Origin of the sequence: Massilia sp. HP4, assembly GCF_005222695.1 — a bacterium.
In the GTDB taxonomy this organism is placed as follows: domain Bacteria; phylum Pseudomonadota; class Gammaproteobacteria; order Burkholderiales; family Burkholderiaceae_D; genus Telluria.
In genome coordinates this window covers 99,244-113,882 of the sequence record NZ_STGG01000070.1, presented here as the reverse complement: position 1 = coordinate 113,882, position 14,639 = coordinate 99,244, and the positions used below count along the sequence as shown (strand labels likewise).

The 14,639-nt window shown below is 66.9% G+C and carries 13 protein-coding genes; 4 read left to right on the top strand and 9 right to left on the bottom strand.

Features of this window, described 5'->3' with window-relative positions:
- Window positions 1–9: 9 nt before the first annotated feature.
- The 3 genes from E8M83_RS24965 to E8M83_RS24955 form a co-directional block, all read right to left on the bottom strand.
- Window positions 10–1,170 (bottom strand): efflux RND transporter periplasmic adaptor subunit, encoded by a 1,161-nt coding sequence (locus E8M83_RS24965; RefSeq protein WP_137176050.1) that lies wholly within the window; start codon window positions 1,168–1,170, stop codon window positions 10–12.
- Between the two features lie 136 nt (window positions 1,171–1,306).
- Entirely contained in the window at window positions 1,307–2,113 is an 807-nt protein-coding gene (locus tag E8M83_RS24960; RefSeq protein ID WP_137176049.1) for an alpha/beta hydrolase, read from the bottom strand.
- Between the two features lie 85 nt (window positions 2,114–2,198).
- The gene (locus E8M83_RS24955; protein ID WP_137176048.1) at window positions 2,199–3,128 is read right to left on the bottom strand and encodes a LysR family transcriptional regulator; all 930 of its coding nucleotides are present in this window, start codon (window positions 3,126–3,128) and stop codon (window positions 2,199–2,201) included.
- Window positions 3,129–3,326: 198 nt separating this feature from the next.
- Here E8M83_RS24955 and E8M83_RS24950 point away from each other — a divergent pair, with 198 nt between their 5' ends.
- A complete protein-coding gene (locus E8M83_RS24950; protein WP_229491909.1) occupies window positions 3,327–4,247 on the top strand; it encodes a LysR family transcriptional regulator in 921 nt (306 codons plus the stop codon).
- A 27-nt stretch (window positions 4,248–4,274) separates the two neighbouring features.
- Here E8M83_RS24950 and E8M83_RS24945 read toward each other — a convergent pair whose 3' ends face one another.
- Genes E8M83_RS24945 through E8M83_RS24930 form a run of 4 tightly spaced genes read right to left on the bottom strand, consistent with a single transcriptional unit; the run spans window position 4,275 to window position 8,364 of the window.
- A complete protein-coding gene (locus tag E8M83_RS24945) occupies window positions 4,275–5,075 on the bottom strand; it encodes a TatD family hydrolase (RefSeq protein WP_137176047.1) in 801 nt (266 codons plus the stop codon).
- Window positions 5,076–5,078: 3 nt separating this feature from the next.
- A complete protein-coding gene (lolD, locus tag E8M83_RS24940; RefSeq protein ID WP_137176046.1) occupies window positions 5,079–5,774 on the bottom strand; it encodes a lipoprotein-releasing ABC transporter ATP-binding protein LolD in 696 nt (231 codons plus the stop codon).
- Window positions 5,767–7,032, bottom strand: coding sequence for a lipoprotein-releasing ABC transporter permease subunit (locus tag E8M83_RS24935; RefSeq protein ID WP_137176045.1), 1,266 nt, complete (start codon window positions 7,030–7,032; stop codon window positions 5,767–5,769). The genes lolD and E8M83_RS24935 overlap by 8 nt, the downstream gene beginning before the upstream one ends.
- 48 nt (window positions 7,033–7,080) lie before the next feature.
- Entirely contained in the window at window positions 7,081–8,364 is a 1,284-nt protein-coding gene (locus E8M83_RS24930) for a lipoprotein-releasing ABC transporter permease subunit (protein WP_137176044.1), read from the bottom strand.
- A gap of 176 nt (window positions 8,365–8,540) precedes the next feature.
- On the opposite strand from E8M83_RS24930, the gene E8M83_RS24925 reads away from it, so the two are divergent.
- Together E8M83_RS24925 and recJ are read left to right on the top strand one after the other, a co-directional pair.
- On the top strand, window positions 8,541–9,557 hold the full coding sequence (locus tag E8M83_RS24925; RefSeq protein ID WP_137176043.1) for a hypothetical protein: 1,017 nt from the start codon (window positions 8,541–8,543) through the stop codon (window positions 9,555–9,557).
- A gap of 7 nt (window positions 9,558–9,564) precedes the next feature.
- Complete coding sequence (gene recJ, locus E8M83_RS24920; RefSeq protein WP_137176042.1) at window positions 9,565–11,268, top strand: single-stranded-DNA-specific exonuclease RecJ; 1,704 nt, start codon at window positions 9,565–9,567, stop codon at window positions 11,266–11,268.
- A gap of 2 nt (window positions 11,269–11,270) precedes the next feature.
- On the opposite strand, the gene E8M83_RS24915 is transcribed toward recJ, so the two are convergent.
- The gene (locus E8M83_RS24915; protein ID WP_137176041.1) at window positions 11,271–12,032 is read right to left on the bottom strand and encodes a YdcF family protein; all 762 of its coding nucleotides are present in this window, start codon (window positions 12,030–12,032) and stop codon (window positions 11,271–11,273) included.
- A 133-nt stretch (window positions 12,033–12,165) separates the two neighbouring features.
- On the opposite strand from E8M83_RS24915, the gene E8M83_RS24910 reads away from it, so the two are divergent.
- Window positions 12,166–13,278, top strand: a complete 1,113-nt coding sequence (locus E8M83_RS24910; protein ID WP_137176040.1) for a metallophosphoesterase — start codon at window positions 12,166–12,168, stop codon at window positions 13,276–13,278.
- A gap of 3 nt (window positions 13,279–13,281) precedes the next feature.
- Here the strand turns inward: E8M83_RS24910 and E8M83_RS24905 are convergent, their stop codons facing one another.
- A complete protein-coding gene (locus E8M83_RS24905) occupies window positions 13,282–14,418 on the bottom strand; it encodes an MBL fold metallo-hydrolase (protein WP_229491907.1) in 1,137 nt (378 codons plus the stop codon).
- Between the last annotated feature and the right edge of the window lie 221 nt (window positions 14,419–14,639).

The following is a 14,639-nucleotide window of genomic DNA, read 5'->3' as shown; positions in this document are numbered from 1 at the left end:
ACGCCTCCTTTAATTGGAAGCGGTCATGTCGACCATCCGCGCGGCGACCGTGGCGCCCGGGCGCACACGCTGCAGGCCGTCGACGATCACGCTGTCGCCGGGTTCCAGGCCCGTACGCACCACGCGCAGGCCGTCCACCGACGGCCCCAGGTCGACGTCGCGGTACTGCACCTGTTTATCGGCGCCGACGATCACCACGTACTTGCGGTTCTGGTCGGTGCCGATGGCGCGTTCGGCCACCAGCAGCACGCGGCTGGTGGCGCCGCCCTGGACCCCGCCGCGCAGCTGCACGCGGGCGAACAGGCCGGGTACCATGGTGCCGTCCTTGTTGGCGAACACGGCGCGCATGCGCACGCTGCCGGTACGGGGATCGAGCTGGTTGTCGACAAACTCGAGCTTGCCCTGGTGCGGGAAGCCCTTCTCGTTGGCCAGGCCGACATGCACATCGATGCTGGTGCCCTGCTGTGCGGCGCGGGCCACGCGCAGGTAGGCGTCTTCGTCGCCGTCGAAGCTGGCGTAGATGCGGTCGGTCGAGACCACCGAGGTCAGCACGGCCGAGGTGTCCACCAGGTTGCCGAGCGTGATTTCCTCTTTCGACACGCGGCCATCGATGGGCGCGGTGATGCGGGTGTACGACAGGTTCAGGCGGGCCGTCTCGACCCGGGCCTGGGCGGCGCGCACATTGGCCTGCAGCTCCTTGAAACCGGACGCCTTTTCATCGTATTCGCGCTGGGCGATGGCGCGGTCTTCCAGCAGGCGCTCGGAGCGCCCGAGTTCGAGCTGCGCCAGGTCGGCCCTGGCCCTGGCCGAGGCCAGGGCCGCTTCGCCGTGGTCGAGTTCAGCCTGGTAGGGACGCGGATCGATCTCGAACAGCAGCTCGCCCTTCTTGACCATGTGGCCGGGACGAACCTTGATCGCGGTAAGGTAGCCGCCCACGCGGGGACGCACGTCGACCCGCTCGATCGCCTCAAGGCGACCGGAGAAATGCTGGGTCTCGGTATGCTCGCGTTCCACGACCTTGGCTGCCGCGACCGACGCCGCCGCAGGCGCCGGCGCTTCGGCCTTGCCATGGGCGTTGCAGCCTGACAGGCCAAGCGAAGCCAGCGCGGTCAGCACAAGTGCGGCAAGGACGGTCAGCAGATGCTTGCTGACTGGGGATATCTTTCTCATGATGCTTCCTTTACTTAAAATGACGGGCAAAAGGGGGCCCGCCGGGGCAATGCCGGTGAAAAAAAACGTCGGATTGTGTGGGGGGGGGGCGGCGCGGGCGGCGGGCAAGCCAGCCGGGCGCCGTGGACGAATGCCGCTATTCCTGCCGGCGCATGCCGCCGCCGGCAAAATTGGCGACTTCGTCGACTGCCATGGCGCGGCAGGCGCAGTCGTTGCGGGCGCTCTCGTCGAAGCGGGGTATCGGCGGCAGCCGCAACACCCGGGTCGGCACGCCAGCCGCGATCAGGCGCGCGCCGTATTGTTCGGCCTCATCCATCAGCGGATCGTTCTCGGCCGACAGGATCAGGGCCGGCGGCAACTGGCGCAGGCGGCTGGTGTGCAACGGCGAGGCATAGGGATGGAAGCGGTCGGCCGCGCGCGGCAGATAGTCCTTGTAGCCCGCTTCGAGCGCCTGCGCCATGCGCAGCGTGCCGGCCTGGTCGTTCTCGGTGGCGCGCATCGAGCGGCTCGACAGGCTGGGGTCGAGCATGGGTGTGATCAGCACCTGCCCTGCCAACGCGGGGCCGCCGCGGTCGCGCGCAATCAGCGCCGCGCCCGCTGCCAGGTTGGCGCCGGCTTCGATGCCGGCCACGAGCAGCCGGCGCCCGCTCCATTCCAGTTCAGGGGCGTGGGAGACGACCCATTCGAGCACCGCATAGGCATCGTCGACCGCTGCCGGGAACGGGCTCTGGCTGGCCAGCGTATAGTTGGCGGCCAGCACCGACAGACCTGGGGCAGCATGCGCCAGCAGTTGCAGGAAACGGTCGGCGTCCTCGAGGTCGCCGCCGCAAAAGCCACCGCTGTGCAGGAACACCATCAGCGCGTCGGCCGGGCCGTTGCTGTAGAGACGTGCCGCCAGCGGCGACGCGGCCCCTTGCACCACCATGTCACTTACCTTGTTCATGAATTCTGCTCCTGGGTTTTTTACCGTGAGCAAACTATAGGTCAGCGGGCTGTCCGGATAAACCAGCCGGCAACGAACCGACTGTTCAACCCGCCAAACAATCGCGCTGGAACGCGAGGCCAGACGCCGACAGTTCGGCCAGCCAATCGACAAACACGCCGACCTTGGCCGACAGTTGGCGGTTGCGGGCAAACACCACGTGCAGGGCCACGCCATCGAGCGACCAATCGGGCAGCAGCGGCTCGAGTCGTCCGGCCGCGACCTCGCGCTCACCGGCAAAGCGGGTGGTGCGCAGCAGGCCGAGCCCGGCGATGGCGGCCTCGATGCCGGCGTCGGCGTCGTTGACGGCCAGGTGGATCGGGACCTCGGCTTGCACCTGCTCTGCGCAGCGTCGCAAGGTCAGTTGCGCCGTGTTGGCGCGCTTGCCCGAGAAAGCGCCGATGCCACGGTGTCGGGCCAGGTCGTCCGGATGCTGGGGCCGTCCGGTCTGGTCCAGGTAGGCGGGCGAGGCGTAGAGCCCAAAGCCGAGGCTGCCGACGCGGCGCGCCACCAGGCTTTTGTCGGCCAGTTCACCGCACTGGATTGCGCAATCGGCGCCCGCCTCCAGCCCATCCGCGCGTTGCCCGCTGCTGCCGATGTCGAGCAGGATGTCCGGATAGCGGGAAAAGAAACCGGGCAGATGGGGAATCAGTTCGCCCGCCAGGAGTGCAGGCACGTCGATCCTCAGCAAGCCACCCGGCATATGGCGGGCACGTGACATGGCGTCTTCGGCCTCTTGCATGTCAGCGAGGATCTGCATGGAGCGGTCGTAGAAGGCGGCGCCGTCGGGCGTCACGCTGACCTGACGCGTGGTGCGATTCAGGAGCTGTACGCCGAGCATCTGCTCCAGTTCCTTGATCAGGATGGTGACGGTGGTCTTCGGCAAACCCATCTGCTCGGCGGTGCGCACGAACCTGCCCTGGTCGACCACATTGATGAACACCTCCATCGCCAGCAATTTGTTTACCGTGCCCATGCCACTAAAACTCCGATTAATTTAGTCGGAATTAATGATAGAGCGGTTTTGCGAACCTGGCAAGGCAGCATCTGCCTGGCAAAGAAGGCTTGCTCAACGGCGCATTCAGCGTTACGATATAACTACGACAAGATGAGTCGTAGTTACAGAAAGGCTGATAGGGAGATTGGCCGGAGCGTGCATATACGGGGAGACAAGGTGACAACGATCAATAAATTCCAGGCGATGGAAGTGTTTACGACCGTCGTCGAACACGGTAGTTTCGTGCGCGCCGCCGATACCCTGGACCTGCCCAAGGCCACTGTCACGAGGCTGATCCAGGCACTCGAACGGATGCTCGGCGTCAAATTGCTGCATCGGTCCACCCGGCTGGTGAGCGTGACGCCCGACGGCGCCCTGTTCTACGAACGCTGCGCGCGCATCCTGGGCGAAGTGCGCGAGGCCGAGGAGTCGATGTCGCGCGCCAACCAGAGGCCGAGCGGCCTGCTGCGCGTGGACACGCCCAAGCTGCTGGCAGGCGAATTGATTGCGCGCCTTCCGCATTTCCTTGCCCGCTACCCCGACATCCAGCTCGAGTTCGGCTCCAGCAACCATGCCGCCAACCTGGTCGAGGACAATATCGACTGCTCGATACACACCGGAAAGCTGCCCGATTCCGACCTGGTGGCGCGCCGCGTCGGCAATCTCACCTACGGCATCTATGCCTCACCCGCCTACATTGCCGGCCACGGCCGCCCGCTACACCCCGACGACCTGGAACGCCATCGCAGCATCGGCATGTCCGGATGCAGGCACGCCAGGGCGGTGCAGTGGGAATTGTCGCACGGCGGCGAGCGCCTGCTTGCGGCCGTTCCGCTGCAGATAGCGGTCAACGACAGCAAGGCGGCACTGGACGCCGCCGTGGCCGGGCTGGGACTGCTGCAAACGACGCATTTCGCCGCGGAGCGCGCGGTGGCCGCCGGGCTGCTGGAGCCCTTGCTGCCCGCCTGGCAGGCCGATCCGGTCGCCCTGCACGTCGTCTACCCCCACAATCGCCATCTGTCGGTCAAGGTCCGGGTGTTTGTCGAGTGGATGGCGGAACTGTTCGCCAGCCATCATGCGATCCGGCGTGCAGCCTGACACCGGCGCCTGGACCGTGCCGCCGCCTCAGGCCAACAGCGGCGCCAGGCGCGGAATGGCTGCCAGCGACGCGCGCCAGGCCGCTTCCCGCACCTCGTCCACGCCAATCCCGCGCAGTTCGGCCAGCGTCGCGCCGATGCCGGGAAGTTGATCGGGACTGTTGCGGCCCGGATGGATCCAGCTCGGCGCGATGTCGGGCGAGTCGGTTTCCAGCACGATAGCCGCCAGAGGCAGCTCGGCCGCCAGGCGGCGGATCTGCAGCGCACGCGTGAAGGTCATATTGCCGCCGAATCCCAGGTGGAATCCGAGGTCAATATAATTCTGCGCCTGCTGGAAGCTGCCGTTGAACGCATGGGCGATTCCCCCAGGCGGCCGAATCTGGCGCAGGTGCTTGAGCACCTGGTCTTGCGAGCGCCGCACATGGGTCAATACCGGCAGGCCGAAGTCGCGCGCGATGCGCAGCTGTTCGCGAAAGAAGCGCTCCTGCTTGTCGCGCATCTCGGGCGTGGTCAGCTCCGGGATGAAGAAATCCAGGCCGATCTCGCCGATGCCGACGAAGCGCGGATCGTTCAGAGCGTCTTTAACCCGCGTGCGCAGGTAGTCCAGGTCGTCGTCGCGCGCCTGCGGCACGCAGATCGGGTGGATGCCGAGCGCGTAGCAGGCGTTCGGGCTGGCGTGCCCAAGGCTCGCCACGGCATCGAAATTGCCCCGCTCGACCGCCACGATCACGATCATCGACACCCCGGCCTGTTGCGCCTTCAAGGCCACGCCGATGCCGTCGCCGCCGTACTCGCGGGCATCCAGGTGGACGTGGGTATCGATCCACATGACTCAGCCTTGCGCCGGCTGCAGGCCGTGCTCGGTCATGCGCAACACGCGGTCGCAGCGGCGCGCCAGTTCCATATCGTGGGTCACGATCACGAAGGCGGTACCGAGGGTGCGCGACAATTCGAGCATCAGGTCGAAGATGACTTGCGCCGTGGTGTGATCGAGGTTGCCGGTCGGTTCGTCGGCCAGCACGCAAGCCGGCTGCGTCACCAGCGCGCGCGCCAGCGCCACCCGCTGGCGTTCACCGCCGGACAGCTCGCCCGGACGGTGCACCACGCGCTTGCCCAGGCCCACGCGCTCCAGGATCGCCTGCGCGCGCTCGAGCGCCACCGGGCGCGCCTCACGCCGGATCAGGAGCGGCATCATGACGTTGTCGAGCGCCGTGAATTCTGGCAGCAGGTGGTGGAACTGGTAGACGAAGCCCAGCGCCGTGTTGCGCAACTCGCCGCGGCGCGCTTCGGACAGGGTCGCGAAATCCTCGCCCTTCAGGGTCACCGAGCCGCTGCTCGGCGTATCCAGGCCGCCCAGCAGGTGCAGCAAGGTCGATTTGCCGGAACCCGAGGCGCCGACGATGGCGACCCGCTCGCCGCGCTGGATGGCGAAATCGATCCCCTGGATTACGCGGACCTCGGCGTCGCCTTGCCTGAAGCTTTTACCAAGGCCGCGGCAAGCGAGGATGGGCGTCGTGACCTCACTCATAACGCAAGGCCTCCGCCGGTTTCACTCGCGAGGCCGCCCAGCTCGGATACAGCGTGGCGGCAAAGGCCAGCAGCACCGAGATGACGCCGATGATGGCGACGTCCGGACCATGCAGGTCGGATGGCACGGTACTGATCAAATATATATCTTTGGACAAGAACTCCACTCCCAGCAAACGTTCGATGAACGGGACGATGACATCGATGTTCAGGCTCACCGTCACGCCCATGGCGACGCCGGCCAGCGTCCCCAGCACGCCGACCACCGCGCCCTGCACCATGAAGATCTTCATGATCGATTGCGGCGACGATCCGAGCGTACGCAGGATCGCGATATCGGCCTGCTTCTCGGTCACCGTCATCACCAGGCTCGAGACCAGGTTGAAGGCGGCCACCGCGATGATCAGGGTGAGGATAATGAACATCATCTTCTTTTCGGTCTGTACCGCAGCGTACCAGTTGGCGTTGAGCTTGGGCCAGTCGCGCACCACCAGGTCGCCGCTCATCTGGCCCTTGAGCTGTTCTGCCACCTCGGGCGCCTCGCGCATGTTCGCGATGCGCAGGCGCAGGCCCGACGGCGCCTGCAGGCGTTCCAGGCGCTGGGCATCCTCGACGTGGATGAAGGACAGCGCCGCATCGAAATCGAAGTGCCCGGCCTCGAAGATCCCGGCGACCGTGAAACTGCGCGTGCGCGGCACCATGCCGGCCGGCGTGACCTGGCCCTGGGCCAGCACCATCGTGACCTTGTCGCCCATGCCGACGCCCAGCGCGCGCGCCAGCGCATAGCCCAGCACGATATTGAACTGGCCCGGCTTGAGCGCATCGAAGCTGCCGGCGCGCACCTGCCGGGCCACCGTGGACACCCGGTCTTCTTCGCCCGGCAACACGCCGCGCACGATCGAAGGCCGCATCACGCCGTCGCGCACCAGGAGGCCCTGGGTCTCGACGAAAGGCGCCGCGCCCAACACGTTGGGATTGCGCAGCGCCTCCCTGGCCGAGGCGCGCCAGTCCGGCAGGCTGCCGGACGCGTCGAACACCTCGATATGGGCCAGCACCGACAGCATGCGGTCGGTGACCTGCTTCTGAAAGCCGTTCATCACCGACAGCACGATGATCAGCGCCGCCACGCCGAGCGCGATGCCGGCCACCGATATCAGCGAAATGAAGGAGATAAAGCTGCTGCGCCCGCTGCGCCTGCCGGCGCGCGTATAGCGCAGGCCGACCTGCCACTCATACGGCAGTTTGTGGATGATACTCATGCGTTTCCGTGTTCAAGATGTGGGCGGCGACAAACCATCGATCGACGTTCACTCATACCGCAGCGCCTCGGCCGGTTTCACGCGCGAGGCGGCCCAGCTCGGGTAGATGGTGGCCAGGAAGGACAGCACCACGGCCACGCCGCCGATCCAGCCGACGTCGCGCCACAGCAGCTCGGACGGCATCTCGCTGATCAGGTAGACCTCTTGCGACAGGAAGTGCACGCCCAGCAGGCGCTCGATGGCCGGCACGATCACGTCGACGTTCAGCGCCACCAGCACGCCCAGGCCCACGCCGAGCAAGGCGCCCAGCAAGCCGACCAGCGTGCCCTGCACCATGAAGATCTTCATGATGCCGCGCGGCGAAGCGCCCAGCGTGCGCAGGATGGCGATGTCGGCCTGCTTGTCCTTGACCGTCATGACCAGGGTCGACACCAGGTTGAAGGCGGCCACCGCCACGATCATGGTGAGAATAATGAACATCATGTTCTTTTGCGATTGCACGGCGGCAAACCAGACGGTATTCACCTTGGTCCAGTCGCGCATGATCAGGTCGCCCGCCATCGACTGTTGCAGCTCATAGGCCACGCGCGGCGCCTGCTGCAGGTCGGCCAGGCGCAGGCGCAGGCCGGCCGGCATCGTGGCGCCGGTCACAGCCTCGGCATCGGCGATATTCACCAGGGCCAGCGTCGAATCGAATTCGAAGTGGCCGGCCTCGAAGATGCCGGACACGGTCAATGCGCGCGTGCGCGGCAGCGGATTTTCGCCGGGCGAAGCGGCGCCGCCCAGGATGCCGCTGCTGGCCACCAGCAGCGATACGCGGTCGCCCACCTCGACCCCGAGCGACTTGGCCAGCGCACGGCCCAGCACGATATTGAAGGAGCCCGGCCGCAGCGAATCGCAGCTGCCCTCTTTCATCTGCCTGGCGACGTCCGAGACCCTGGCCTCTTCGACCGGTTCCACGCCGCGCAGCAGCGCCGGCTTCATGACGCCGTCGACCAGCAGCATCGATTGCGCATCCAGGAAGGGCGCCGCGGCGCGCACCTCGGGGTGGCGCAGCACCTGAGCGCTGGTGGTGCGCCAGTCCGGCAGCGCCCCGCGCGCGTCGAAGATCTCGACGTGGGCCAGCATCGACAGCATGCGGGTGGTGACTTCCTTCTGGAAGCCGTTCATCACCGACAGCACCACGATCAGGGCGGCCACGCCCAGGGCGATGCCGGCCACCGACGCCATCGAGATGAAGGAAATAAAGCTGTTGCGGCCGCTGCGCTTGCCGGCGCGGGTGTAGCGCAGGCCGATCTGCCATTCGTAGGGAAGTTGTTGGGTGATGCTCATGGTTGGGTATTGCTCACGCTATCCGTTCGGTTCTTGTTCTTCTGGCTTCGCCAACCCGGCAGTTTGCCAGACAAACCACTTTTGTGGCGCGGATTATCAAAAAACCATGTGCAAACGCCTGTCGGCAAGCCAAGATCGAACCCGCCGAGCGGCCGATTTTGGCCTAGAATAGCGGGATGGCTCATATTACGCTTGTCCTGCCGTTCGCTCTTCCGCTCCCCGAATTCGCTCCCGACCTGATCCGCGCCCTGCAGGCGCCGGCCCTGGGTGCGCTGCTATCGCGCACCTCGAAGGTCGAACGCGCCCCGCGGCCAGACCTCGCCCACGCCCTGCCGCACGAAAGCTGGCTGGCGCGCGCGCTGGGCCTTGGCCATGACGGTCGGGCGCCCTTCGCCGTCGCCGCCATGCGCGGGCTGGAGCTCGATCCTGGCGCCGGCCGCTGGCATATCGTCACGCCGGCCCACATCCAGATCGCGCGCAGCCACCTCATGATGGCCGATATCCGGCAGGTCATCCTGAGCGACGAAGACGGCCGCGCCCTGTTCGAAGCGGCGCGCAGCCTGTGCGAAGAGATCGGCCACGAACTGCACTACGGCGACGCCCACACCTGGTTCCTGCGCGCCGACGACTGGACGGGTTTCGACACCGCCAGCCCGGATACTGTCGCCAATATGGACCTGACCGACTTCATGCCCAAGGGCGCCCAGGCGCAAGCCTACCGCCGGCTGCAGAACGAGGTGCAGATGGCCTGGCATGCGCACCCCGTCAATGCCGCGCGCGAGGCGCGCCGGCTGCCGGTGGTGAACGCGTTCTGGGTGTGGGGCGCGGCCACGCAAGCGCCGGCCCGCCCCACACCGATGGCCAGCTACGCCGTCCCCGGCTGGCTGGCTGCGATGAGCACCCAGCGCCTCGATACGCTCGAGCGCCTGGACGGGGTGCTGGCGCAAGACGGCCTGGTGGTGGCCGGTACCCTCGGCGAGGCCGCGCTGGCCGCCGACTGGAACGGCTGGCTGCAAGGCATGCAGCACCTCGAAGAATCCCTGTTCGCGCCGCTGCTGGCCGCCGTCAAGGATGGCCGCGTGAAGTCGCTGCGCCTGGTGCTGTCCAGCCGCGAAGGGCTGCTCGAAGCGACGACCACCGCGATGGCGCAGCGCAAATTCTGGCGCAGCCCGACACTCGACTTACTGACCTGACCGCCACTTGACCACCAAGACCCGCATCTCCACCCGCCCCTGCCCGTTCCGCATCTCGGAACTGCTGCGCCAGGATGGCGTCCACCCGGTGCTCGCGCGCATCTACGCCGCGCGCGGCCTGGAGCATGTGCGCGAGCTCTCGAGCGAGCTGGCGGCGCTGTCGCCGCCGGCCGGCCTCTTGCACATCGACGCGGCCGCCGTCTTCCTGGCCGACGCCATCCAGGCCGGCAAGCGCATGACCATCGTCGCCGACTACGACTGCGACGGCGCCACCGCCTGCGCGGTCGCCCTGCGCGGCCTGCGCGCGATGGGCGCGCAAGTCGACTATTTCGTCCCCAACCGCGTGGTGCACGGCTATGGCCTGACGCCCGAGATCGTCGAGATCACCGCGCGCGAAAAGAACCCCGACATCATCGTCACCGTCGACAACGGCATCGCCAGCATCGAGGGCGTACTCGAGGCCAACCGCCGCAATATCGAGGTGGTCGTCACCGACCATCACCTGCCGGGCGACGCCCTGCCGCCGGCGCGCGTGATCGTCAACCCGAACCAGCCCGAGTGCGGCTTCCCGAGCAAGCACCTGGCCGGCGTCGGCGTCGTGTTCTACGTGCTGCTGGCGCTGCGCGCCGAGCTGCGCCGGCGTGGCGTGTTCGACGCCCAGACGCAACCGAAGCTCGACAACCTGCTCGACCTGGTGGCGCTGGGTACCGTGGCCGACGTGGTCAAGCTCGACGCCAACAACCGCATCCTGGTCGCGCAAGGCCTCAAACGCATGCGCGCCGGCCGCATGCACGCTGGAGTGGCGGCGCTGTTTCGCGTGGCCGGCCGCGAAGCGCGCTGCGCCTCGCCGTTCGACCTGGGTTTTGCCGTCGGTCCGCGCCTGAACGCCGCCGGCCGGCTGGAAGACATGGCGCTTGGCATCGAGTGCCTGACCACCGACGACGAGGGCCGCGCCTGGGCCATCGCCCAGCAGCTCAACGAGATCAACCTCAAGCGGCGCGAGATCGAGGCCGAGATGCAGGACACCGCCCTCATCCACCTCGACAGCTTCGAGCCCACCAGCGCCAGCACCATCGCCGTGTTCGACGACGGCTGGCACCAGGGCGTGATCGGCATCGTCGCGTCGCGCCTGAAGGAAAAATTCTACCGGCCGACGATCACCTTCGCCCCTGCCGGCGATGGCTGGATCAAGGGTTCGGGCAGGTCGATCCCGGGCTTCCACCTGCGCGACGCGCTCGACCTGGTGTCCAAGCGCGTGCCTGGCCTGATCGACAAGTTCGGCGGCCACGCGATGGCGGCCGGCCTGTCGATCCGCCATGACGCCTTCGGCCACTTCTGCCAGGCTTTCGAGGCGGTCGGCCAGGCCTGGCTGACCGAGGCCCAGCTCGAGCGCATCGTCGAGACCGACGGTCCGCTCGAAGACGAGTTCTATTCGACCCAGTTCATCGCGCTGATGGACGACCAGGTCTGGGGCCAGGGCTTTGCGCCCCCCGTGTTCTGCGACGAATTCCGCGTGGTCAGCCAGCGCATCCTGAAAGAGCGCCACCTGAAACTGCTGCTGGAAAAGAACGGCCGCCGCTACGATGCGATCTGGTTCGGGCATCCGGAGAGTTTGCCGGAACGGGCGCGGGTCGCGTTCAGGCTCGATGCCAATGAGTACAATGGGGTGACCAAGGTGCAGTTGCTGGTCGAGCACGCGGAACCGGCCTAGGATTATTCCCGCCCTCCGAGGCGATACCAGGCAATCCCGAGCAGCTCATACGACGCATACCACGAGCGGCGCATGCCTTCGGCGCTCGGCAGCCAGGCGCCGATGCCGCGTGCCTGGTCGCCGAAGAACATCGTCGGCGCGTCCGTCACCTGCAGTCCGCCGCGCTGGAACACGGTGCGGGCGCGTTCCATATGCATCGCATCGGTCACCAGCAGCACGCGCTCGACGCCATCCGGGCGTAGCAGCGCGGCGCTGAAGGCGGCATTCTCCGCCGTGTTGCGCGCGCGCTTCTCGATCCAGCGCACCGGCACCCCGAAATCCTCGCGTAGTGCGCGGGCCATCGCATCGGCAAGACTCGCGGCGCCCGGGCGCGGCTCGCCGCCGGTCACCAGGATCGGCAGGCCGGTGCGCCGGTGCAGATGGGCCGCGTAGCGCAGGCGCCCCAGGGCGATATAGTCCGGGATGTCGCGATCGCCATACTCGGGCGCCTCTTGCAGCCGGCCGGCAGACAGCACCACGATCGCCTGCGCGTCCGTGTTCTCGGGCGAGCGCAGCGGTGTCGTCATCGCATCGAGTGGCGCGACCAGCAAGCGCGCGCCGGCATTACTCGACAAGAAGGCCAACAGCGCCAGCGCGCCACCGGCGACGATGTTGCCAAAGCGTCGCCAGCGCCGGCGCAGCAGCAGGCCAAGGGCAATCAGCAGGAACAGGCCGGTGGGAAGAAGAAGCAGGATGTGCGCGGTCGCGCTGAGCAATTCTTTCACTGGACGGTCGTGGTGGACGGGGACAAGGCAGTATAAACGTCAAGATAATTCCCGGCGACATGAACATTGCGTTCCCGCTATGATTGCCCGGTTCTGGACTACCAAGGCCGGCCAGGTTCCGGCGTAAGTACGCATGTTTTCACTCATCCTCAATGGCATCGGCACGCTGATGCACTTCTATGTGGCGCACCGCCTGTATGCGCTCGCGCCGGTGCGCAAGCGGATCGGCGCGCGCTGGTGGTGGCTGGGCGCTGTCGTCGTCTGGGCCGTCTACCTGTTCGGGGTGCGGCTGGGCGACGCCGCCCTCGACTGGCGCTGGTGGCCGGGCCAATTCGCCATGACCTGGCTCGGCGTCCTGTTCGTCATGACGCAATACCTGCTGGTGGCCGATCTCGTGACCGGCTTCGGGCTCTGGCTGCGCCAGTGGGCGCCTCGGATCCTTGCGGCCGGCGCCATCGCCGGCGTGTCGATCAGCGCCTTCGCCATCTTCCAGGCCGTGCGCGCCCCGGCCATCGTCGCACACGAACTGACGCTGGCCGGCCTGCCGAAGGATCTGGACGGCATGACCCTGGTTGCGATCAGCGATACCCACCTGGGCGCGCAGCGCCGCGCCGCCTGGCTCGGCAAGCGGATCGACCAGATCAATGCGCTGGCCCCAAGCGTGGTCGTGATGCTGGGCGACCAGGTCGAGGACGAGCCGATCAACGACGACCAGCTGGCGCCGGTCTTGCGACGCCTGCGCGCGCCGCTGGGCATATGGGCGGTGACGGGCAACCACGAATACTATGGCGACGCCGGCGGCACGATCGCCGAATTCGCCGCCGGCGGCGTCAAATGGCTGCGCGACGAACGGGTCGAGATCGCGCCCGGCCTGCACCTGGCGGGCCTGGACGACATCGGCCGCGCCATGCGTGGCGGCGGCGACATCTACGCCGGACTGGGACGCACGATCCCGAGCCGCCTGGAAGGCGCCACCATCTTGCTGGCGCACATCCCGGCGCCCGGCCTGGTCGAGCGCGCTGCCAGGGAAGGCGTGAGCCTGATGCTGTCGGGGCACACCCACGGCGGCCAGATCTGGCCGTTCAGCTACCTGGTCCAGCGCGAGTTTCCGCACCTGGTGGGCGTGCACCGCGAAGGCGATATGCAGCTGCTGATCAGCCGCGGCGCCGGCGGCTGGGGGCCGCGCATGCGGCTATGGCAGCCGGGCGAGATTCTCAAGCTGACCTTGCGCGCGCCGCAAACCTGATCGCTATCGTGCGGACGGCGGTGCGGACGGCGGTGCGGACGGCGGTGGGGACGGCGGCGGCGACGGCGGCCGGTACGTCTCCCCGATCTTCATGACAAAAAACGCATCGTCGGCCACGCCCTGCGCCTTGCGCGCGATGGCCAGGTCGATCGCGGCCTGGCCCAGCCGCTCCTGCCCCATCGGATACGTCCCCCAGTGCATGCCGACGCTGCGCTCGATGCGCAGCTCGCGGTGGATGCGCACCGCTTCGTCCGGGCTGACGTGCGAATTGCGGTACCAGATCGGCTGGTAGGCGCCGATGCCCACCGCCGCCAGGTCGAAGCCGTCGAAACGCGCGGCGATGTCCTGGATATCCTTCGAATACCCGAGGTCGCCCGAGAAGAAGAACGAGAACCCGGGCCGGGTCACCGCGAAGCCGCCCCACAGCGTTTCGTTGCGGTCCCACAGCGAGCGCGCCGACCAGTGGTGCACCGGCAGCAGGTGCAGTTCGAGCCCCTGGTAGACCGTCTTGTCCCACCAGTCCAGCTTGACGATGCGAGAGCGGTCGCCGCCGGTCACGTTCTTTTCGAGCCAGATATCGACGCCCAACGGCGCCACCAGCAGCGGCGGGCCGCCGGCCTGCCGGTACAGCTGGCGCAGCGAATCGCGCGACAGGTGGTCGTAGTGCGAGTGGCTGATCAGGATGACGTCGATGCGCGGCAGGTCGGCGATCGCCACGCCCGGCGGCTGGTGCCTTTTCGGGCCGGCGAAGGACAGCGGCGAAGCGCGTTCGTCGAACACCGGGTCGAGCAGGATATTGACGCCGGTGCCGGTCTGGAACAGGAAGGTCGCATGCCCGATCCAGGTCAGCGCCGGCGTGTCGCGGTTGGCGTGTATGAAGGCAAGATCGGGCGCCACGGTCGGGATCGGCGCGCTTGGCGCGCGCACCGATTCGTCTTGTGTCCAGTTCTTGATGCGCGCCGCCCAGCCCTCGAAAAAGCCGAGCTGGGGCCGCTGGTAGGCCGGATTGTTCGGATAGTTGTTGGCAAAGCCTTCAGGCCGGTGATGCGACTTGCTTGAGTCGAAATAAGGATTTTGGTTCGCACATCCCGTCCCGAGCAGGGCAAGGAACAAGATGAGGTATGCGGGTAAAGTACGCATGCGGCATGCCAAGGCTGTCGAAACCGCAAGTATAGGCCGAGTGTCGTGCCTGTTATCAAAAAATTGCCGAGAAGCGCAAGATTCGTTGGCAAGCTTGCCATGATCTGCCGGTCTTTCGGTGGCAGCGACGCGTAACGACGCGAATTTCAGCGCGATTCTGGCCTCTGCCTGATGTGTTTTTCGCGGCTTTCCGGTACGATAGCGCCTTTTGCTGGCCGGCT

Excerpts from the sequence above, each read along its gene's own strand:
- E8M83_RS24965 (WP_137176050.1), bottom strand. The coding sequence starts at position 1,170 with ATGAGAAAGATATCCCCAGTCAGCAAGCATCTGCTGACCGTCCTTGCC.
- E8M83_RS24960 (WP_137176049.1), bottom strand. The coding sequence starts at position 2,113 with ATGAACAAGGTAAGTGACATGGTGGTGCAAGGGGCCGCGTCGCCGCTG.
- E8M83_RS24955 (WP_137176048.1), bottom strand. The coding sequence starts at position 3,128 with ATGGGCACGGTAAACAAATTGCTGGCGATGGAGGTGTTCATCAATGTG.
- E8M83_RS24945 (WP_137176047.1), bottom strand. The coding sequence starts at position 5,075 with ATGTGGATCGATACCCACGTCCACCTGGATGCCCGCGAGTACGGCGGC.
- lolD (WP_137176046.1), bottom strand. The coding sequence starts at position 5,774 with ATGAGTGAGGTCACGACGCCCATCCTCGCTTGCCGCGGCCTTGGTAAA.
- E8M83_RS24935 (WP_137176045.1), bottom strand. The coding sequence starts at position 7,032 with ATGAGTATCATCCACAAACTGCCGTATGAGTGGCAGGTCGGCCTGCGC.
- E8M83_RS24930 (WP_137176044.1), bottom strand. The coding sequence starts at position 8,364 with ATGAGCATCACCCAACAACTTCCCTACGAATGGCAGATCGGCCTGCGC.
- E8M83_RS24925 (WP_137176043.1), top strand. The coding sequence starts at position 8,541 with ATGGCTCATATTACGCTTGTCCTGCCGTTCGCTCTTCCGCTCCCCGAA.
- E8M83_RS24910 (WP_137176040.1), top strand. The coding sequence starts at position 12,166 with ATGTTTTCACTCATCCTCAATGGCATCGGCACGCTGATGCACTTCTAT.
- E8M83_RS24905 (WP_229491907.1), bottom strand. The coding sequence starts at position 14,418 with ATGCGTACTTTACCCGCATACCTCATCTTGTTCCTTGCCCTGCTCGGG.